The sequence below is a fragment of the Pseudarthrobacter sp. AL07 genome, assembly GCF_029960665.1.
GTDB lineage: Bacteria > Actinomycetota > Actinomycetes > Actinomycetales > Micrococcaceae > Arthrobacter.
This window is the reverse complement of the sequence record NZ_JASBRB010000025.1, coordinates 15062-31664: the sequence shown is the minus strand read 5'-3', so window position 1 is coordinate 31664 and position 16603 is coordinate 15062. Positions and strand designations below refer to the sequence as shown.

General features: G+C 65.4%; 17 protein-coding genes. 8 read left to right on the top strand and 9 right to left on the bottom strand.

Annotated features, from left to right (window positions below):
• Positions 1–16 precede the first annotated feature (16 nt).
• From QK290_RS15365 to QK290_RS15355, 3 genes are read right to left on the bottom strand one after another with little or no spacing between them, the layout of a single operon-like run.
• Complete coding sequence (locus QK290_RS15365) at positions 17–640, bottom strand: energy-coupling factor transporter transmembrane protein EcfT (RefSeq protein WP_282331498.1); 624 nt, start codon at positions 638–640, stop codon at positions 17–19.
• Positions 637–1353, bottom strand: coding sequence for an ABC transporter ATP-binding protein (locus tag QK290_RS15360; protein ID WP_282331497.1), 717 nt, complete (start codon positions 1351–1353; stop codon positions 637–639). The genes QK290_RS15365 and QK290_RS15360 overlap by 4 nt, the downstream gene beginning before the upstream one ends.
• 7 nt (positions 1354–1360) lie before the next feature.
• Positions 1361–1990, bottom strand: a complete 630-nt coding sequence (locus QK290_RS15355) for a biotin transporter BioY (protein ID WP_282331496.1) — start codon at positions 1988–1990, stop codon at positions 1361–1363.
• A 284-nt stretch (positions 1991–2274) separates the two neighbouring features.
• Between QK290_RS15355 and QK290_RS15350 the strand changes: the two genes are divergently transcribed.
• Positions 2275–3873 (top strand): ABC-F family ATP-binding cassette domain-containing protein, encoded by a 1599-nt coding sequence (locus QK290_RS15350; RefSeq protein WP_282331495.1) that lies wholly within the window; start codon positions 2275–2277, stop codon positions 3871–3873.
• Positions 3874–4325: 452 nt separating this feature from the next.
• On the opposite strand, the gene QK290_RS15345 is transcribed toward QK290_RS15350, so the two are convergent.
• Genes QK290_RS15345 through QK290_RS15335 form a run of 3 tightly spaced genes read right to left on the bottom strand, consistent with a single transcriptional unit; the run spans position 4326 to position 5926 of the window.
• Entirely contained in the window at positions 4326–5219 is an 894-nt protein-coding gene (locus tag QK290_RS15345; protein ID WP_282331494.1) for an SURF1 family protein, read from the bottom strand.
• Complete coding sequence (locus QK290_RS15340) at positions 5220–5495, bottom strand: hypothetical protein (RefSeq protein WP_282331493.1); 276 nt, start codon at positions 5493–5495, stop codon at positions 5220–5222. It lies immediately after the preceding gene.
• Entirely contained in the window at positions 5492–5926 is a 435-nt protein-coding gene (locus QK290_RS15335; protein WP_282331492.1) for a DUF3099 domain-containing protein, read from the bottom strand. The genes QK290_RS15340 and QK290_RS15335 overlap by 4 nt, the downstream gene beginning before the upstream one ends.
• Before the next feature lie 144 nt (positions 5927–6070).
• Between QK290_RS15335 and fabG the strand changes: the two genes are divergently transcribed.
• Positions 6071–6796: a 3-oxoacyl-ACP reductase FabG gene (gene fabG, locus QK290_RS15330; RefSeq protein ID WP_282331491.1), complete on the top strand. Its 726-nt coding sequence runs from the start codon at positions 6071–6073 to the stop codon at positions 6794–6796.
• A 114-nt stretch (positions 6797–6910) separates the two neighbouring features.
• Positions 6911–7663: an SDR family oxidoreductase gene (locus QK290_RS15325; protein WP_282331490.1), complete on the top strand. Its 753-nt coding sequence runs from the start codon at positions 6911–6913 to the stop codon at positions 7661–7663.
• A gap of 89 nt (positions 7664–7752) precedes the next feature.
• Here the strand turns inward: QK290_RS15325 and serB are convergent, their stop codons facing one another.
• Entirely contained in the window at positions 7753–8646 is an 894-nt protein-coding gene (gene serB, locus QK290_RS15320) for a phosphoserine phosphatase SerB (RefSeq protein ID WP_282331489.1), read from the bottom strand.
• Between the two features lie 160 nt (positions 8647–8806).
• Between serB and QK290_RS15315 the strand changes: the two genes are divergently transcribed.
• The 5 genes from QK290_RS15315 (at position 8807) to QK290_RS15295 (ending at position 12813) form a co-directional block, all read left to right on the top strand.
• The gene (locus QK290_RS15315) at positions 8807–9592 is read left to right on the top strand and encodes an ABC transporter ATP-binding protein (protein ID WP_282331488.1); all 786 of its coding nucleotides are present in this window, start codon (positions 8807–8809) and stop codon (positions 9590–9592) included.
• 18 nt (positions 9593–9610) lie between these two features.
• Positions 9611–10396, top strand: coding sequence for a sulfite exporter TauE/SafE family protein (locus QK290_RS15310; protein WP_282331487.1), 786 nt, complete (start codon positions 9611–9613; stop codon positions 10394–10396).
• A 7-nt stretch (positions 10397–10403) separates the two neighbouring features.
• Positions 10404–11228: an RNA methyltransferase gene (locus QK290_RS15305; protein ID WP_282331486.1), complete on the top strand. Its 825-nt coding sequence runs from the start codon at positions 10404–10406 to the stop codon at positions 11226–11228.
• A gap of 122 nt (positions 11229–11350) precedes the next feature.
• Positions 11351–11608: a type B 50S ribosomal protein L31 gene (locus QK290_RS15300; RefSeq protein ID WP_111909496.1), complete on the top strand. Its 258-nt coding sequence runs from the start codon at positions 11351–11353 to the stop codon at positions 11606–11608.
• 113 nt (positions 11609–11721) lie between these two features.
• The gene (locus tag QK290_RS15295) at positions 11722–12813 is read left to right on the top strand and encodes a biotin/lipoate A/B protein ligase family protein (protein WP_282331485.1); all 1092 of its coding nucleotides are present in this window, start codon (positions 11722–11724) and stop codon (positions 12811–12813) included.
• A gap of 15 nt (positions 12814–12828) precedes the next feature.
• Here the strand turns inward: QK290_RS15295 and pepN are convergent, their stop codons facing one another.
• Both pepN and QK290_RS15285 read right to left on the bottom strand, forming a co-directional pair.
• Positions 12829–15444 (bottom strand): aminopeptidase N, encoded by a 2616-nt coding sequence (gene pepN, locus QK290_RS15290; RefSeq protein ID WP_282331484.1) that lies wholly within the window; start codon positions 15442–15444, stop codon positions 12829–12831.
• 52 nt (positions 15445–15496) lie between these two features.
• Entirely contained in the window at positions 15497–16486 is a 990-nt protein-coding gene (locus QK290_RS15285) for a putative sulfate exporter family transporter (protein WP_282331512.1), read from the bottom strand.
• Positions 16487–16603: the final 117 nt, after the last annotated feature.

Here is a 16603-nt window from a genome sequence, read left to right as displayed (position 1 = left end):
CACCTCTAACGGCCCCTCAGTCTTCCGCGTCGCCCAGCCCGCGGGCAGCCAGCGCTTCGCCGGTCTGGCGGGCGAAGGCCACGGTGGTGATAAAGACGGGCAGCACAAGGGCACGCGGGTTGCGTTCAAGCCCGCGGGCCCGGGCGGAATCCCTGACGTCTGCAAAGGCGCCGGCGATATACGGGATGCTGCGGAGCATGATGGCGATGGTCAGCGCAAAACGCTCGGGGTCCGCGCCAAAGCGGCGGAACGGCGTGGCCAGCGCCACCACGCCGTCGAGGATCCGCTGCATAGGGGTCGTGGCTGTCAGCAGGGACGCCGCCACCACGCAGACCAGGATGTTAAGGACAATCCGGGCGGCTGTGGGTCCACCCAGCTGCCACCACTGGAACAGGCCGATGACCATCAGCACAAGGCCAACCGGACGGACAGCACCGACCAGCCGGCGGGCTCCGGCGCCCGTCAGGAGAAACAGGACGCCGAGCGTGGCCAGTACCGCGGCGGATACCAGCCAGTCGACCACCAGGAATGACACGAGGCCGCAGCCCACCACCAGCAGGAACTTCGCTGCCAGCGGCGTCCGGTGGATGACGGAATTCCCCGGGACGTAGTTGGCCAGCAGGAAGCCGTGCCCCCTCACGGCGCGGCCAGGCCGTTGGTGACCAGGTCCCGGTATGCGTCGACGGCCGCGGCAGGGCCGCCGTCGAACATCACGCGTCCCGCCTCCACCACCAGCACACGGTCCATCTCCAGGGCGAGGTCGAGGTCGTGAGTGGACATCACGATCTGCTGGTCGAGCCCGGATAGCGTGCGGCGCAGGAGTTCGCGGTTCCGGAGGTCCAGGAGGGTGGACGGTTCATCCAGCACTAAGACATTGGGACTCACGGCCAGAACAGCGGCGAGGGCCATCAGTTGGCGTTCACCGCCGGAGAGTTCGTAGATGCTTTGGTCCGCGAGCGGCAGCAGGTCAAGGCGCTTCAGGGCCGCTTCCGCCAGCCTCCGCCGCTCCGCACCGTTGCGGACCGGGCGGCGCAGCGAAAGCTCCACGTCCTCGCGCCCCGTGGGCATGACCAGCTGGGACAACGGATCCGTGAAGACAAACCCCACCTGCCGGCGGACTGCCCGCACCGCCCGGACAGTATCGGCGCCGTCCACGGACACGCTGCCGGAAGTTGGCTGGACCAGGCCGTTAATCAGCCGCAGCAGCGTGGACTTGCCGGACCCGTTGGCACCGATCACGCCGATGCGCTGTTCCGTCAGCTCAAGCGTGACGTCCTGGAGCAGGGACTTCGGTTCGGGGCGGTTGTCAACGGCAACGGCCACTGAGGCCTGCCGGAAGGAAATGGTTGCCATAGCGGGACTAGTTGCTGATCCGCTTCACCCGGCGGACCAGGACGTCGGGAAATGCCCGGTGCAGTGCCACGGCGATCACCGCGGCGAGGATGTTCTTAATCACGTCGCCGGGGTAGAAGATCAGGTCTGCAAGGAAGGCGTCACCCAGTGACGCTTTGGTGTTCAGGGCGATCCCTACAACTCCGAGCGTGTGCACGACGGCGATGCTGGTGACCATCGCCGACGCGAAGAACCACAGTGCCCGTGCGCGGGTTGTCCGTCGGATCACCACGGTAGCGAGCCACCCGACGACGGCTGCTGCGATGGGGAAAGCAATGATGTAGCCGGCGGACGGTCCGGCCAGGATGCCAAGGCCGCTGCGGCCCTGGCTGAAGATCGGCAGGCCGGCCAGGCCCAGGAGGGTGTACAGGCCGACGGCGGCGAATCCCCGGCCGGGGCCGAGCATCAGTCCGGTGAGCATCACCGCAAGGGTCTGGAAAGTGATGGGGATGCCGAACACGTTCGCCGCGATGCCAGGAACCATAGCGGAGCCGGCAACGAGCGCTGCGAAGACGGCGATCAGGCCCAGGTCGGTGGCATTCCACCGGCTCCGGAGGCGGGAAGAGGTGCCGGTGGCGGCGGTGTCTGTCTGGCTCATGGGGTTGTTCCTGTCGTGGTTGTACAAGCGAAGCATGGGGGTCATCCTGACGTTACCGGCCGCCGTCGTCCGCCATTTTGTAGGGGACCTACTAAACGGGATGCCCGGGGTTGACGGCCGGGCACAACCGTTGAGCCAACGCACGACTGCGGTGCAGCGGTTATGGGGCCAAGCTGAGGCCGGTAGACTTGGAAAGGCCGTTCTGTCGGCCATTTCTGCCCGGCTGCTTCCAGACGTCATCCGATGAGCTGCGGCGTTCCCTGTTGTGAAAGGCCTTACCTGCTGTGATTACTGTCCAGGATCTTGAACTGCGCGCCGGCGCCCGGCTCCTCATGGACCAGGTGAGCTTCCGCATCGACAAGGGCGACAAGATCGGCCTCGTAGGCCGTAACGGCGCAGGCAAGACCACCCTGACCCGGGTACTCGCGGGCGAAGGCCAGCCCGCCGGCGGCAAGGTTACCCGCAGCGGCGAGATCGGCTACCTGCCGCAGGATCCCCGCACCCCGGACATGGAACAGCTGGCCCGCGACCGCATCCTCTCCGCCCGCGGCCTGGACGTAGCCGTCAACAAGCTCAAGCAGACCCATGAGGACATGGCCAGCGAGGACACCGAGATCCAGCGCAAGGCGATGAACCGCTATGACCGGCTGGAATCCGAGTTCCTGGCCGCCGGCGGCTACGCGGCCGAGGCCGAGGCCGCCGCGATCTGCTCCAACCTGGCCCTCCCGGACCGGCTGCTGAACCAGCCGCTCAAGACCCTGTCCGGCGGCCAGCGCCGTCGAGTGGAACTCGCCCGGATCCTGTACTCGGACGCCGAAACGATGCTCCTCGATGAGCCCACCAACCACCTCGACGCTGACTCCATCACCTGGCTCCGCGAGTTCCTGAAGAACCACCAGGGCGGCCTGATCGTGATCAGCCACGACACCGAGCTGCTCGAAGCCACGGTCAACAAAGTGTTCCTGCTGGATCCCAACCGCGCCAAGGTCGACTTCTACAATATGAACTGGAAGCGCTACCTGCTCCAGCGCGAAACGGACGAGCGCGCCCGCAAGCGTGAGCGCGCAAACGCGGAGAAGAAAGCCCAGGTCCTCATCGACCAGGCCAACAAAATGCGCGCCAAGGCCACCAAAGCCGTCGCAGCGCAGAACATGGCCAAGCGTGCCGAACGTCTGCTGGGAGGCCTCGAAGCCGTCCGCGCGACCGACCGCGTGGCAGCCCTGCGCTTCCCTGATCCGTCACCCTGCGGCAAGACTCCGCTGACAGCGGACGGACTCAGCAAGTCCTACGGTTCGCTGGAGATCTTCACCGACGTGGACCTTGCCATCGACCGCGGTTCCAAGGTGGTCATCCTGGGCCTCAACGGCGCCGGCAAGACCACCCTCCTGCGGATGCTCGCCGGCGTCGACAAGCCGGACACCGGCGAGGTCGTGGCGGGCCACGGCCTGAAGGTGGGCTACTACGCCCAGGAGCACGAGACGCTCGACGTGGACCGCACCGTCCTGCAGAACATGCGCTCGTCCGCCCCGGACATGAACGACGCGGAAGTCCGCAACATCCTGGGCTCGTTCCTGTTTTCCGGAGACGACGTCGATAAGCCCGCCGGTGTGCTCTCCGGCGGCGAGAAGACCCGGCTGGCTCTGGCCACCATCGTGGCCTCAAGCGCGAACGTGCTTCTCCTTGACGAGCCCACTAACAACCTCGACCCGGCCAGCCGAGCCGAAATCCTCGGGGCACTAAGCAACTACACCGGCGCCGTCGTCCTCGTGAGCCACGATGAAGGAGCCGTCGAGGCACTGAACCCCGAACGCGTCGTACTGCTGCCCGACGGTATCGAGGACCACTGGAACGAAGACTACCTGGACCTGATTACGCTCGCTTAGCCTTCTCGGCGTCCGTTGCGTTCGCTGCGCGAGGCCGGGGATTGCCCACGTGCTGACTCGTTCCGTGGCCGGGTACGCTCCGCAGCGCGCGTGCCACTGTCACCTTCCAGCTTTGGTTCAGTCGTCAGCGGACCGCCAGTCCCTACGCCGCGAGGGACTTGTCCAGCCACCTTGGGACCTTCCTTAGGTGGCCCGGCGGAACTTTCCTGTTCCTAACTGGACCCCCACGTGCGCTGACGCCGATCTTGATCGCTGCTCCGCTTGTGCGATTAACGCACCCATGCACGAGCGGAGCAGCGTGGGTGATTTATGTAGCGTGCGTCAGAGGCGAGGAACGAGCCAGCACGCGGGAAATCACCCGCGTTGCGAAGCGAACGGAACCGACGAGGCGAACGGAACCGACGAGGCGAACGCATCTCTCGGGACGACAAACGCAACGAACCCAGTCAGCTTCAGTAGCCCTGCGCGTCCAGCAGGGCGTCTTCCTCTTCTTCGGCGGTCGCCTTCTTGCGTTTGCGGGCAACAGGCGGACGACGGCGGGCTGCCGCAGCGGCGGAATGCACGGGGCTGCCGGAATCCCGCGACCCGTCTTCACCCTCAAGCTCATCCTCGGCGTCGATCGCAGCATTCCTGGCCTGCTGCCGTGCGGCGTACCCGAAGCCCACGAACATCAGTACGCCAAAGGCAAACCACTGCAGGGAATAGGACAGGTGCGTGCCTTCTTCAGTGGCCGGCTTCGGGAACGGGACGGGCGCGTCAGCGGGGGCGGGAGATTCAGACGCGAGCTGTCCGTAGGCGCCCGTCAGCACCGGGTATCCCAGTTGGTCCGCATAGGTGGGGAGATCGATGGAAGCAATCTGGCCCTCGGGGGCGCCACGGTCCAGTTGGGGCTCCCCGTGCTTGAGGCGGACGACGGCGGTCACTGGGCCGGCAGGAGGCGCCGGAATGGAATCGGGACTGCCCGGGTTCTTGTTGCCGATGGGCAGCCAGCCGCGGTCAATCACCACAGTTTCGCCGGTCTCGAGCTTGAAGGGGACAACCACCTCATACCCGGGCTGCCCGTTCAGCGGACGGTTGCGGACAATGCGCTGACCGTCGGGAGCGTAGGTGCCTTGGAGTTCCACCTGGGTCCATTCCTTCGACGGGTCCAGCGCGGCGAACTCGTCCCTTGCCGCGTCGAAGGCGATGGGCGTGGCGGAATAGTTGGTGACCACGCGGTTGATCTCCGCGAGTGTCTCTGCGCGGCGGTCCATCTGCCAACGGCCAAGGAACACGCAGGCGGCGGCGAAAATGGCGGCCAGCAGGAGGTATCCCAGCCATTTGCTGGAGAAGAGAAAGCGGTACATTCAGCCGTCCTGCCCTACCGGCGCCCGGCCGGCGGCATGCCCCGAATCCAGGACCAGGGTTTCCTTCCACAGGCCGCGGGTCTGGAGGTAGTCTTCGAGCCAGTCACGGTGGTCGTTGCAGGCAAGCCAGGTTTTGCGGCGTTCCGGCGTATGGATCTTGGGGTTGTTCCAGAGCAGTTGCCAGGACGCTTCCGTACGGCACGCCTTGCGGGAGCACATAGCAGCCATGGCCGGCGGTGGACCAGCAGTCCCTGCAGCCAGGTCAAAAATGTTCATGAGGCGCGCCGTTCCTGTCCTTGCGTGGGTTCGTCGTCGTCATCAATGAGTTCGCCCTGGATGACCGTGGACGTGGTGCCGTCCTGTTCCGGCAGCCCGGCCTGGCTTTCCAGCTCGGCCAGCGGGGCCGAGTCGAGCAGCGAGTCGCTGTGGATCTCCGCCTGGTCGCTGCCGTTCGCGATCACCACCGCAATCCACGGGAGGAAGACGGCGCCAGCGACCATAACAAGCTTGAACCAGCCGTCCACCACAAAAATAAGGATGAGGCAGACCATTCGGATTCCCATGGCCAGCGCGTACTTGATCATGCGCCGGCGCATGTCCTCCGAGTGGGCGTCCGCCGCGTCCGTAATGCTGTAGACCCCGGAATCCCCGGAGAAACTTTCGGGGTCTCCGGGCACGGACTGTCCGGCATGGTTTTCAAGGGTCACGGTTGATTGATCACGCTCCAAAGGCTTGCCTCAATTCTCTCACCATCGGCAGTGGCGCCCAAACGCGGGCTAAGATCGGAGGCAGCAAAAATCACACCCCGTCCTACCCGCGGCTGCACGTGCCGCAGAATCCCGGAGCGTTTAATGTCTGAAGCAGCTACATCGGCCCGCAGTGTCCTGATTACCGGTGGAAACCGCGGCATCGGCCTGGCCATCGCGCAGGCTTTTGTGGCCAATGGCGACAAGGTGGCCGTGACTTTCCGGAGCCCATCGGAGCTGCCGGCCGGCATTCTGGGCGTAAAGGCCGATGTGACCGACGAAGCCTCCGTCGATGCGGCCTTCGCCGAGGTGGAAGCTGCCCACGGTCCCGTTGAGGTCTTGGTGGCAAACGCGGGAATCACCAAGGACACGCTCCTGATGCGGATGAGCGAAGACGATTTCACATCGGTGATCGACACCAACCTCACCGGAGCTTTCCGGGTCATCAAGCGCGCTTCGAAGGGCATGATTCGGATGCGCAAGGGCCGCGTGGTCCTCATTTCCTCGGTCTCGGGCCTCTACGGCGCGCCGGGCCAGATCAACTACTCCGCTTCCAAAGCCGGCCTGGTGGGCATCGCTCGCTCCCTGACGCGTGAGCTGGGTTCACGCGGGATCACAGCAAACGTGGTGGCCCCCGGATTCATCAACACGGATATGACGGCGGAACTGCCCGAGGCCACCCAGAAAAACTACCTCTCCGGCATACCAGCCGGCCGCTTTGCCGAGGCTTCGGAAGTGGCCAACGTGGTCCGCTGGATTTCCAGCGACGAGGCCGCGTACATTTCCGGTGCCGTCATCCCCGTCGACGGCGGACTCGGCATGGGCCACTGAAACGAGGGTGAGCTGCCTTCTTTGTCGGGGTCACACAAGTGATTGTGGACTGGGCGCTGGCATGATTGACACCAGACCTCAACGGATTTAGACGTTTCGAACAAAGGAGCCCATATGGGACTGCTGGACAACAAAACCGCCATCGTGACCGGATCCTCACGGGGAATCGGCGCCGAAGTGGCCAAGAACCTCGCTGCCGAGGGCGCCGCCGTCGTCGTTAACTACCGCCAGAAGGCGCCGCGCGCCAACAAGGTGGTAGCCGGAATCGAAGCTACCGGCGGCCGCGCCACCGCCGTGGGTGCGGACCTCACCACCCAGGAAGGCGTGCAGGCCCTGGCCAGCGCGGCCATGGAGAACTTCGGTTCGCTGGATGTCCTGGTGCTCAACGCGTCCGGCGGCATGGAGTCCGGCATGGCAGACGACTACGCACTTAAGCTCAACCGCGATGCGCAGGTCAATATGCTCAACGCCGCCGTGCCCCTGATGAAGGAAGGCTCCCGTGTGGTCTTCGTGACCAGCCACCAGGCCCACTTCATCAACTCCGTGCCCACCATGCCCGAATACGAGCCTGTGGCCCGCAGCAAGCGTGCCGGCGAGGACGCCCTGCGTGAGCTCCTCCCGAACCTGGCTGAGAAGGGCATCTCGCTGGTGGTTGTGTCCGGCGACATGATCGAAGGCACCGTCACGGCCACGCTGCTGGACCGCTCAAACCCGGGCGCCATCGAAGCCCGACGCGCTGAGGCCGGAAAGCTGTACTCCGTGGAGGAGTTCGCTGAAGTCGTGGCCGGCATGGCTACGGCCGACGTCGAATCCGGCCACACGGAGTACGCCGGCGGCTCCGACTACTTCGGCAAGGGCGTCAACTAAACTTCACCAACGCGAGATGGCACGTCGCAGCATTGTTCCTTGAGACCATTGCCGCGACGTGCCTTCTGGGCGTATCGGCGGAGGTTGCTTCAGACCCCGGCGATGTGGCGCACCGCGTCGAGATACGGCATGTTGATCGCAGAATCCGCGACGGCCCGGACCGCAGGTTTGGCGTTGAACGCCACTCCGATCCCGGCGGCCCCGAGCATATCCAGGTCATTGGCGCCGTCGCCCACGGCAATCGTGTGTTCCATTGCGATGCCTTCGGCGGCCGCCCACTCGCGCAGGTACTTTTCCTTCGCCGCACGGTCGATGACGGCACCAATTACTTTGCCGGTCAGGGCGCCGTCCACAATTTCAAGCTCGTTAGCCAGCCAGTAGTCCAGGCCCAGATCCTCCGCGATGGGACGCAGGATCTGGTTGAAGCCGCCGGACACCACGGCCACCACATGGCCCGCAGCTTTGAATGCCGCAACCAGCTCAGCGGCACCGTCGCTCAGCTTCACTTCCGCCCGGACGGAATCGACGACGGCGGCCGGCAGTCCTGCGAGCACGGCCACCCGCGCGTGGAGGCTCTGCGCAAAGTCCAGTTCACCGCGCATAGCGGCTTCGGTGACTGCCGCCACCTCCTCCCGCTTGCCCGCGTAGGCCGCCAGGAGCTCAATGACTTCTTGCTGGATCAGCGTCGAATCAACGTCCATGATCAGCAGCTTCCGCGGAGCCGAACGCAAACCTGCGGGAACGATGGCGGTGTCCAGGCCGGCCTGCGCCGACTCGGCCACCGCCCTGCGGAGTGCGGAAATACCGTCGTCCGTGCCGTCGGCGATAGTGAGCTCGGCAGTGTGGACCTCAAACCGATTGTCCCCGCCCCTTGATTGTGATTGGACCGTGGCGCCACTGCCCGTCAGTGCGTCGTGCACGGTATCGAGCCCGGAGGCGGTCAGTTTTAGGCCATAGCTGACCGCAGTCACGTTCGAAGTCATGGCTGCAATCTTAGTCAGCGGGGGAGAGCCCTCCGAATTGATTGCGCCAGGTTGATGGCGAACCCCTGCGGGCCGGCAGGCGGGGCGGCGGCTGTGACCCGTATCGCTGCCCAAGCATCAGTTATCAGTCCGCCCCTGTTTTGTCCTAGTGTCTACTCCTATGAGTGATGTTCTTGAATTGGCCGCCGTCAGCGTTGTCCGTGGGGCTAAAACGCTCCTGAACAAGGTTGACTGGCAGGTCAAAGAGGGCGAACGCTGGGTCATCCTGGGACCCAACGGCGCAGGCAAGACCACTCTCCTGCAGATTGCCGCGGCCCGTCTTCACCCAACGAGCGGTGTAGCCGGCATCCTGGAGGAAATCCTCGGCTCCGTGGACGTGTTTGAACTCCGTCCCCGCATCGGCCTGTCCTCCGCCGCCCTGGCCAACCAGATTCCCGGGCACGAAACGGTCCTCAATGTTGTTGTCACCGCGGCGTACGGTGTCACGGGCCGCTGGCGTGAAGGCTATGAAAAGGCTGACGAACGCCGGGCCTTCAGGCTGCTGAATGACTGGGGCATGGGTCCGTTCCTGAACCGGGCTTTCGCGTCCCTGTCCGAGGGTGAGCGCAAGCGGGTACAGATTGCCCGCGCCCTCATGACTGATCCAGAACTTCTTCTGCTGGACGAACCTGCGGCCGGCCTGGACCTGGGTGGGCGCGAGGACCTGGTGCACCGCCTCAGCGAACTGGCCGGTGATGAGTCCGCTCCGGCCATTGTCCTGGTTACCCACCACCTCGAAGAGGTGCCACCGGGCTTCACCCATGCGATGTTGCTCCGAGACTCCAACGTGGTGGCAGCCGGACCCCTCGCGGGCGTGTTGACGGCGGAGCACCTCAGCAAGACATTTGGCGTGGAACTTGACGTCACCGTCAACGCTGGCCGTTACACCGCCACCGCCCGCCGCTAGGCCGCAGCGCCGCCAACCGTGGATCTTCTCAGCAGCATCTTTGTGTTTTTTGCCGGCCTGTGGGCCGGCACCATCAACGCCGTTGTAGGCTCCGGCACACTGGTCACGTTCCCGGTCCTGATCGCACTTGGGGTCACTCCGGTAGTGGCTTCCATGAGCAACGCGATGGGCCTTGTGGCCGGCACCGCTGCGGGTGCGTGGGGGTACCGCCGCGAGCTCAAGGGCCGCGGCCTGCAGCTGCTGAAGCTCCTGCCGGCGTCGCTGCTGGGCGGCATCACCGGGGCATGGTTGCTGTTGCACCTGCCGGAGAAGGTCTTTCACTACGTGGCCCCGGTTCTCCTGGTGCTTGCCCTGCTGATGGTGGTGTTCCAGCCGCGGCTGCAGGCATGGGTCCGCAATCGCGAGGAAAACCCCGAGCACGCCATCAAGGACAAAAGGCACGGCATTCTCCTAATTGTCCTGGTGTACCTGGCCGGCGTCTATGGGGGATACTTCGTGGCCGCCCAGGGCATCCTCCTGGTGGGTATCCTGGGCGTATTCCTGACCGGCACCATCCAGAACGCCAATGCCATGAAGAACATCCTGGTCCTCGGTGTGAACTTTGTGGCCGCGGTGTCCTACCTGCTCTTCGCCTTTGACCGGATCAACTGGCCGGTGGTGCTCCTGATCGCCGTGAGCTCCACGATCGGCGGTCTCCTGGGTTCCAAAGTGGGGCGGCGGCTGTCCCCGGTTGTGCTGCGGACCATCATCTTTGCGCTCGGCCTGATGGCGCTGGGCTTTATGATCGCCAACCTGCTGAAATAATCTGCCGGTGACAATCCACTATCTTGAATCCGCCGGGGACCCCCGCGTCTCGGACTACACGCAGCTGACGGACGTGCACCTGCGGAAGCTCCGCGAACCGGCCGAAGGAATGTACATCGCCGAATCCTCGCGGGTCCTCCGCCGGGCGTTGGCGGCCGGCCACCGGCCAAGATCGTTCTTCCTGGCGGAGAAATGGCTGGCTGACCTGCAGGATGTCCTCAGCGCCTACCCGGACGTTCCCGCCTTCATTGGCAGCGCCGCCCTGCTCGAAGAGATCACCGGGTTCCATCTGCACCGCGGCGCCATGGCGGCCATGCAGCGGCCGGAGCCGGTGCCCCTCCACGGGCTGCTGGCTGGCGCGCACCGGGTCGCGGTCCTGGAGGACATCGTGGACCACACCAACGTGGGCGCCATCTTCCGGTCGGCCGCGGCACTGGACATCGACGCCGTCCTGATTTCACCGCGCTGCGGCGATCCGCTCTATCGCCGCAGTGTCCGGGTCAGCATGGGAACGGTCTTCCAGGTGCCCTGGGCGCGGCTGGAGTCCTGGCCGCAGGACCTGTCGCTGCTCAAGGAAGCCGGCTTCACCGTTGCCGCGCTGGAACTCACCGAGGACGCCGTGGACGTGGACGCGCTTGCCGCACGCAATCCGGACAGGCTGGCCCTGGTGCTCGGCACCGAAGGCGCCGGCATGAGCGCCGGGACGCTCGCCGCCGTCGACCTCGCCGTGAAGATCCCCATGCGCACCGGCGTGGACTCCCTCAACGTGGCGTCGGCCTCCGCCGTGGCGTTCTGGGAACTCCGGCCCCGCAGTTCGCAGGGTCCGCGCTGATCCGCTATTATTAACAGCTGGCTGTCCTGCGCTTCTTGCCTTGCGGCATGGAAGCAGACACCAGCCATCCCATTCATACCTGGCAGCTGGCAAAATCCAGTTGTGCGAACAAAGGCCCCATTATGAAGTCTGATATCCACCCGAAGTACGAAGCTGTTGTTTTCAACGACCTGGCTTCCGGCGTCAGTTTCCTGACCAAGTCCACCGTGTCTTCCAAGAAGACCATCGAGTGGGAAGACGGAAACACCTACCCGGTCATTGACGTCGAAATCTCCTCCGAGTCCCACCCGTTCTACACGGGCAAGCAGCGCATCATGGACTCTGCAGGCCGCGTCGAGCGCTTCAACGCTCGCTTCAAGGGCTTCGGCGGCGCGAAGTAATTCACTTCACCCCCAAGGTTCTTTGGAAAGCCCGCACCGGCAACGGTGCGGGCTTTTTGCGTCCGGGGTTTTGCCGTTTCGGGGAGCCCTGATCGTGGGGCAGGATGGTTGGCATGACTGCCTCACCATTTGCCGCTGAAGACCGCCCCCGCAGCCACCACGGTGAGTTCAAAGTCCCGGGCGGCAAACTTGTGGTGGTGGACTTCGACGTTGTGGACGGTCGCCTCGCCGACGTCTCCCTCAGCGGCGACTTTTTCCTTGAACCCGATGAGGCGCTGCCCGCCATCAACCGGGCGCTGACAGGACTTCCGGAAAGCACGACGGCGTTGGAGCTGTCCGCGGCCGTCACCGCTTCGCTGCCTCCCGGCGCCATCCTGTTCGGCTTTTCGGCCGACGCCGTGGCCGTCACGGTCCGCCGCGCGCTGGCGAAGGCAACGGCCTGGACAGATCACCACTGGAACATCATCGCCCCCGCCGTGCTGCCGACGCATATCAACGTCGCCCTGGATGAGGTGCTGACCGAAGAGGTGGGCGCCGGCCGTCGCAACCCCACCCTGCGGTTCTGGGACTGGGAGGAACCATCCGTGGTGATCGGCAGTTTCCAGTCCTTTCGGAACGAGCTGGATCCCGACGGCGTGGCCCGGCACGGCATCTCTGTGGTCCGCCGGATCAGCGGCGGCGGAGCGATGTTCATGGAAGCCGGCAACTGCATCACCTACTCCCTGTACCTCCCGCAGACGCTGGTGGACGGGATCAGCTTCGCGGACTCGTACGCATTCCTGGACGCGTGGGTAATGGCCGCCCTCGAGAAAATCGGGGTGACGGCGTTTTACGTACCCCTGAACGACATCGCCACGGACCAGGGCAAGATCGGCGGTGCTGCCCAGAAGCGCCTCGCCAACGGGGGCATGCTGCACCACGTCACCATGAGCTACGACATCGACGCCGACAAGATGGTCGAGGTGCTGCGCATCGGCAAGGAGAAGCTCTCGGACAAGGGGACGCGCAGCGCCAAGAAGCGGGTTGATCCGCTGCGCCGGCAGACCGGGCTGGCACGCACAGAGATCATCGCCGCCATGATGCAAGTGTTCAGCGAACGGTACGCCGCCACCCCCTCCGAACTCACTGCAGCCGAGCTCAGTGCCGCCCGGGACCGGGTGACCACCAAGTTCGGCGCCGTGGATTGGCTGCACCGGGTCCCGTAAGCCCTTGCCGGTGACTTACTGCAGCTGTGCGGTGAGCGCCCGGAGCAGGTGGCTCCGCTGCTCCACAATGATCCGGCGCAGCGCCCGGGGCGCGTCAGTGTTGGCCGTCAGCCAGGCATCCGTGCGGAGCACCACGGGGTGCTCCACCGGCGGGGTCCCCGCCTGCAGGTTCTGCGCCAGGGGGTACAGCCCCCGGACGATCCGGCTGGCGATTTCGATGCTCCGGTTGTCCCAGACGCCGCGGAGGCACTCAAAGTAGGGCTCCACATAGGGTTCCAGGAGGGCAGCGGGAGCCGTGGCAAAGCCGACGATGGTGGCGCTAAGAAGCTGGTTCGACAGCTCCGTCCCCTCCACGGCCTCCTGCCAGGCGGCGGCCTTTACGCCGGGTTCCGGCCGGGAAGCCATCGCCGTGGCATGGCCCGCCCGGCCAGAGGCAGTGGTGTCCCGTTCAAGTTCTGCGTCCAGCTCGTCGGGGGCGGCCTGCCCGTTGGCCGCCAGGGCGTGCCAGAGGCTCCAGCGCAGCTCGGCGTCCACGGCCAGGCCGTCCACCACCACCGTGCCGTCCAGGAGGCCCTTGAGCCGGAGGAGGAGGGCAGCATCATGACGGCTTACGGCGGCGAGCGTACGCGCCCAGGCCAACTGATGGTCCGAGCCCGGCGGTGCCTTACCCAGCTGGGCGTCGGCGGCCGCCATGAAAGTGCCGCGTACCGCGTCGCGTTGGGCCACGGGGGTGTAGCGTTCGACGGCGGTGGAGGCGTTCTCGAGGATGTTCAGCAGCACGCCGACTCCCGTTTCGGCCGGTCCGAACGACGTCACGGCCTCAACATAGCGCGAGGCGGGGCTTTCCCCGTCGCGGGCGGAGTTCCACAGCGCGGTCCAGCAGAGGGCGCGGGCCATGGGGTCGGTGATCCGGTCCAGCGACGCCAGGACTGTCGCCTCGGACACCGGGTCCAGCCGTACCTTGGCGTAGGTGAGGTCATCATCGTTAACGAGCAGGAGGGCGGGCCGCGGCTGCCCGGCCAGTTCCGGGATCTCCGACCGTGCTCCGGCAACGTCGGTTTCGACGCTCCCGGTGCGGACCAGGGCGCCGTCGGCGTCGAAGTTGTACGAGCCCACACGCAGCCGGTGCGGCCGCAGTTCCTCCCGTCCGGTAACGGGGTCTTGGCTCTCCTGGACGATCGTCACGGCGCCCAGGACGCCGTCGTGCGTTATAGTCTCCAGCGACAGCGTGGAGATGCCGGAGGTCTGCAGCCAGGCGGCAGCCCAGCCGGTAAGGTCCCGGCCGGAAGCAGCGCTGAGGGCCTTCAGCAGGTCCGCCAGGGTGGTGTTTCCGTAGGCGTGGTCGCGGAAGTACTGCCGTGAGCCGGCGATGAACGCGTCAAACCCCACATACGCCACCAACTGCTTGAGCACGGACGCGCCCTTGGCGTAGGTGATGCCGTCGAAGTTCTGCTTGGCGGCCTCGAGGTCGGGGATGTCGGCCACGATCGGGTGCGTGGTGGGCAGTTGGTCCTGGACGTAGGCCCAGGCCTTGCGTTTGTTGGCGAAGTTCACCCACGCGGTGTCCCAGTCGGTGGCACGGTCCACGCCGAGGGTGCCCATGTAGTCCGCGAAGGACTCTTTCAGCCACAGATCGTCCCACCACTGCATCGTGACGAGGTTCCCGAACCACATGTGCGCCATCTCGTGCATTAGCGTGTTCGCCCGGGCCTGGTACTGCGCGTCGGTGGCGCGGGACGTGAACACATAGCTTTCGGTAAAGGTGACCAAGCCTGGGTTTTCCATCGCGCCCAGGTTGTATTCCGGGACGAAGGCCTGGTCGTATTTCCCCCAGGGGTATGGGTAGTCGAACAGCCGGTTGAAGAAGTTCAGCCCATTTTTGGTCAGGCGGAAGAGTTCCGCGGCATCGAAGGATTCCGCCATGGAAGCACGGCAGTACAGCGCCAGTGGTACTTCCAGCGGTGTGCCGTCGTTGAGCGCGGCGCTCCAGTGGTCCTGGGCCTTGAAGTAAGGCCCGGCAAGGATGGTAGTGATGTAGGTGGACATGGGGCGGGTGGTGGCGAAGTCCCAGCGGCTGGTGTCCGGATCGCTCGACAGCTGCGTGCGGGCCGCTTCCATACCGTTTGAGGCCACCTCCCAGCCGGACGGTGCCATGACGTGAAACGTGTACTCGGCCTTGAGGTCGGGCTGTTCAAAGTTGGCGAACACGCGCCGTGCGTCGGCGGGTTCGTATTGCGTGTAGAGGTAGCACCGGCCGTCGGCGGGATCCACAAAGCGGTGCATGCCCTCGCCGGACCGGCTGTACAGGGCGGTGCCGGTGACGGTGACCTGGTTCTCGGCCTGCAGGTTGTCCAGGCGGATCCGGGAACCATCCACCACGTCGGCCACGGAGAGCCCTTTGCCGTTGAGTAACACGCTGTGGACTTCGCCGGCGATGAAATCCAGAAAGGTGGACGCCGCCTGCCCCTGGCCCGTCATGGCTGCGGAGAAGTTGATGACGCTGCGGCTGGTGTAGCCCGCCACGTCCGGGTCCGCTGCCTGCCGCACATCCAGGGAAACGTCGTAACTGTGGGTGCTGATCAGCTCTGACCGTTGAGCGGCTTCATTACGCTGCAGATTCTCATGTGACACTCAGCTATCTAATCACGGGATCCGGGCCTGCCGCGCCCCATCCCGCCGCGGCCTAGGCGGTCATCAGCAGTGCCGCCGCGAGGCCCAGCAACGCGATCAGCAGCCAAGCCGCCAGCGCTGCGAGCAGTGCCTTCGCTCCGGTGTGCAGCAGTGTGCGGATCCGCACGGCAGACCCGAGCCCGAACAGGGCCGCTCCCAGGAGAATGTCCTGCAGTCCGGCGCCGGCGTCGAGCAAGCCGTCGGAGAGCCAGCCCGTGGACCGGATCGCAACCATGGCCACGAAACCCACCACGAACAGGGGCACCAGCGGCGGCAGCGCGTGTTTGCCCGATGTGCTCCTGCGGTGGTGCAGGCCCGCCACGGCAACAACCGGTGCCAGCAGCAGCACGCGGGTGAGCTTAACGACGACGGCGATGCCAAGTGCCGCGGTGCCGGCAGTCTGCGCCGTAGCCACCACCTGGCCGACGTCGTGCACCGACGCACCCGTCCAGGCGCCGAAAGCGAGGGGGCTCAAGTGCAGGGGATGCATCAGCAGCGGCAGGATGCCGATCGCCAGGGTGCCGCACAAGGTCACCAACGCCACCGGCAAAACGGTATCCGCATGCCGGATCCGGCGCACAGCCGCCATGGCTCCGATGGCGGACGCCCCGCAGATCGAAAAGCCGGTGGCCACCAGCAGGGCGGTCTCACGCGGCAGCCGGAACAGCCGCACCAGCAGGTACGTGCCGCCGAAGCTCAGAAACACCACGCCAGTGATGAGGACCATGGTCAGCCAGCCCAGGCCCAGGATGTCCATGATGCTCACTTTGAGGCCCAGCAGGACGATGCCTCCGCGCATAAGGTGCTTGCCCGCGAAGTCGAGGCCCGGCCTGGCCCGGCCGGCGATCCACGTTGCCGTGCCGGGCAGGTTGGCGGCGAGCAGGCCCAACGCAACCGCGATGGTCATGGCCGGCAGTGCCGGGACCATGGCATGTACGGCGAAGGCAACGGCAAGCGCGGGGGTGGCTGTCAGGAGTCCGGGCAGGAGCCTGCCGGAACGTATCTTCAGTTCACGGAGCCTGGCGCGCGGTCCGCTGTGGCTGTTGCCGCTGTCTCCGATGCTCCCGGCATTACTTGTCTCTGGCACTCACTAACCTTGCCCGATAGGACACGGATTCAA

Bases quoted from the DNA above. Each gene is read 5' to 3' on its own strand.
- QK290_RS15340 (WP_282331493.1), bottom strand. From the start codon at position 5,495: ATGAACATTTTTGACCTGGCTGCAGGGACTGCTGGTCCACCGCCGGCC.
- QK290_RS15325 (WP_282331490.1), top strand. From the start codon at position 6,911: ATGGGACTGCTGGACAACAAAACCGCCATCGTGACCGGATCCTCACGG.
- QK290_RS15300 (WP_111909496.1), top strand. From the start codon at position 11,351: ATGAAGTCTGATATCCACCCGAAGTACGAAGCTGTTGTTTTCAACGAC.
- QK290_RS15360 (WP_282331497.1), bottom strand. From the start codon at position 1,353: ATGGCAACCATTTCCTTCCGGCAGGCCTCAGTGGCCGTTGCCGTTGAC.
- fabG (WP_282331491.1), top strand. From the start codon at position 6,071: ATGTCTGAAGCAGCTACATCGGCCCGCAGTGTCCTGATTACCGGTGGA.
- QK290_RS15315 (WP_282331488.1), top strand. From the start codon at position 8,807: ATGAGTGATGTTCTTGAATTGGCCGCCGTCAGCGTTGTCCGTGGGGCT.
- QK290_RS15345 (WP_282331494.1), bottom strand. From the start codon at position 5,219: ATGTACCGCTTTCTCTTCTCCAGCAAATGGCTGGGATACCTCCTGCTG.
- QK290_RS15355 (WP_282331496.1), bottom strand. From the start codon at position 1,990: ATGAGCCAGACAGACACCGCCGCCACCGGCACCTCTTCCCGCCTCCGG.
- serB (WP_282331489.1), bottom strand. From the start codon at position 8,646: ATGACTTCGAACGTGACTGCGGTCAGCTATGGCCTAAAACTGACCGCC.
- QK290_RS15295 (WP_282331485.1), top strand. From the start codon at position 11,722: ATGACTGCCTCACCATTTGCCGCTGAAGACCGCCCCCGCAGCCACCAC.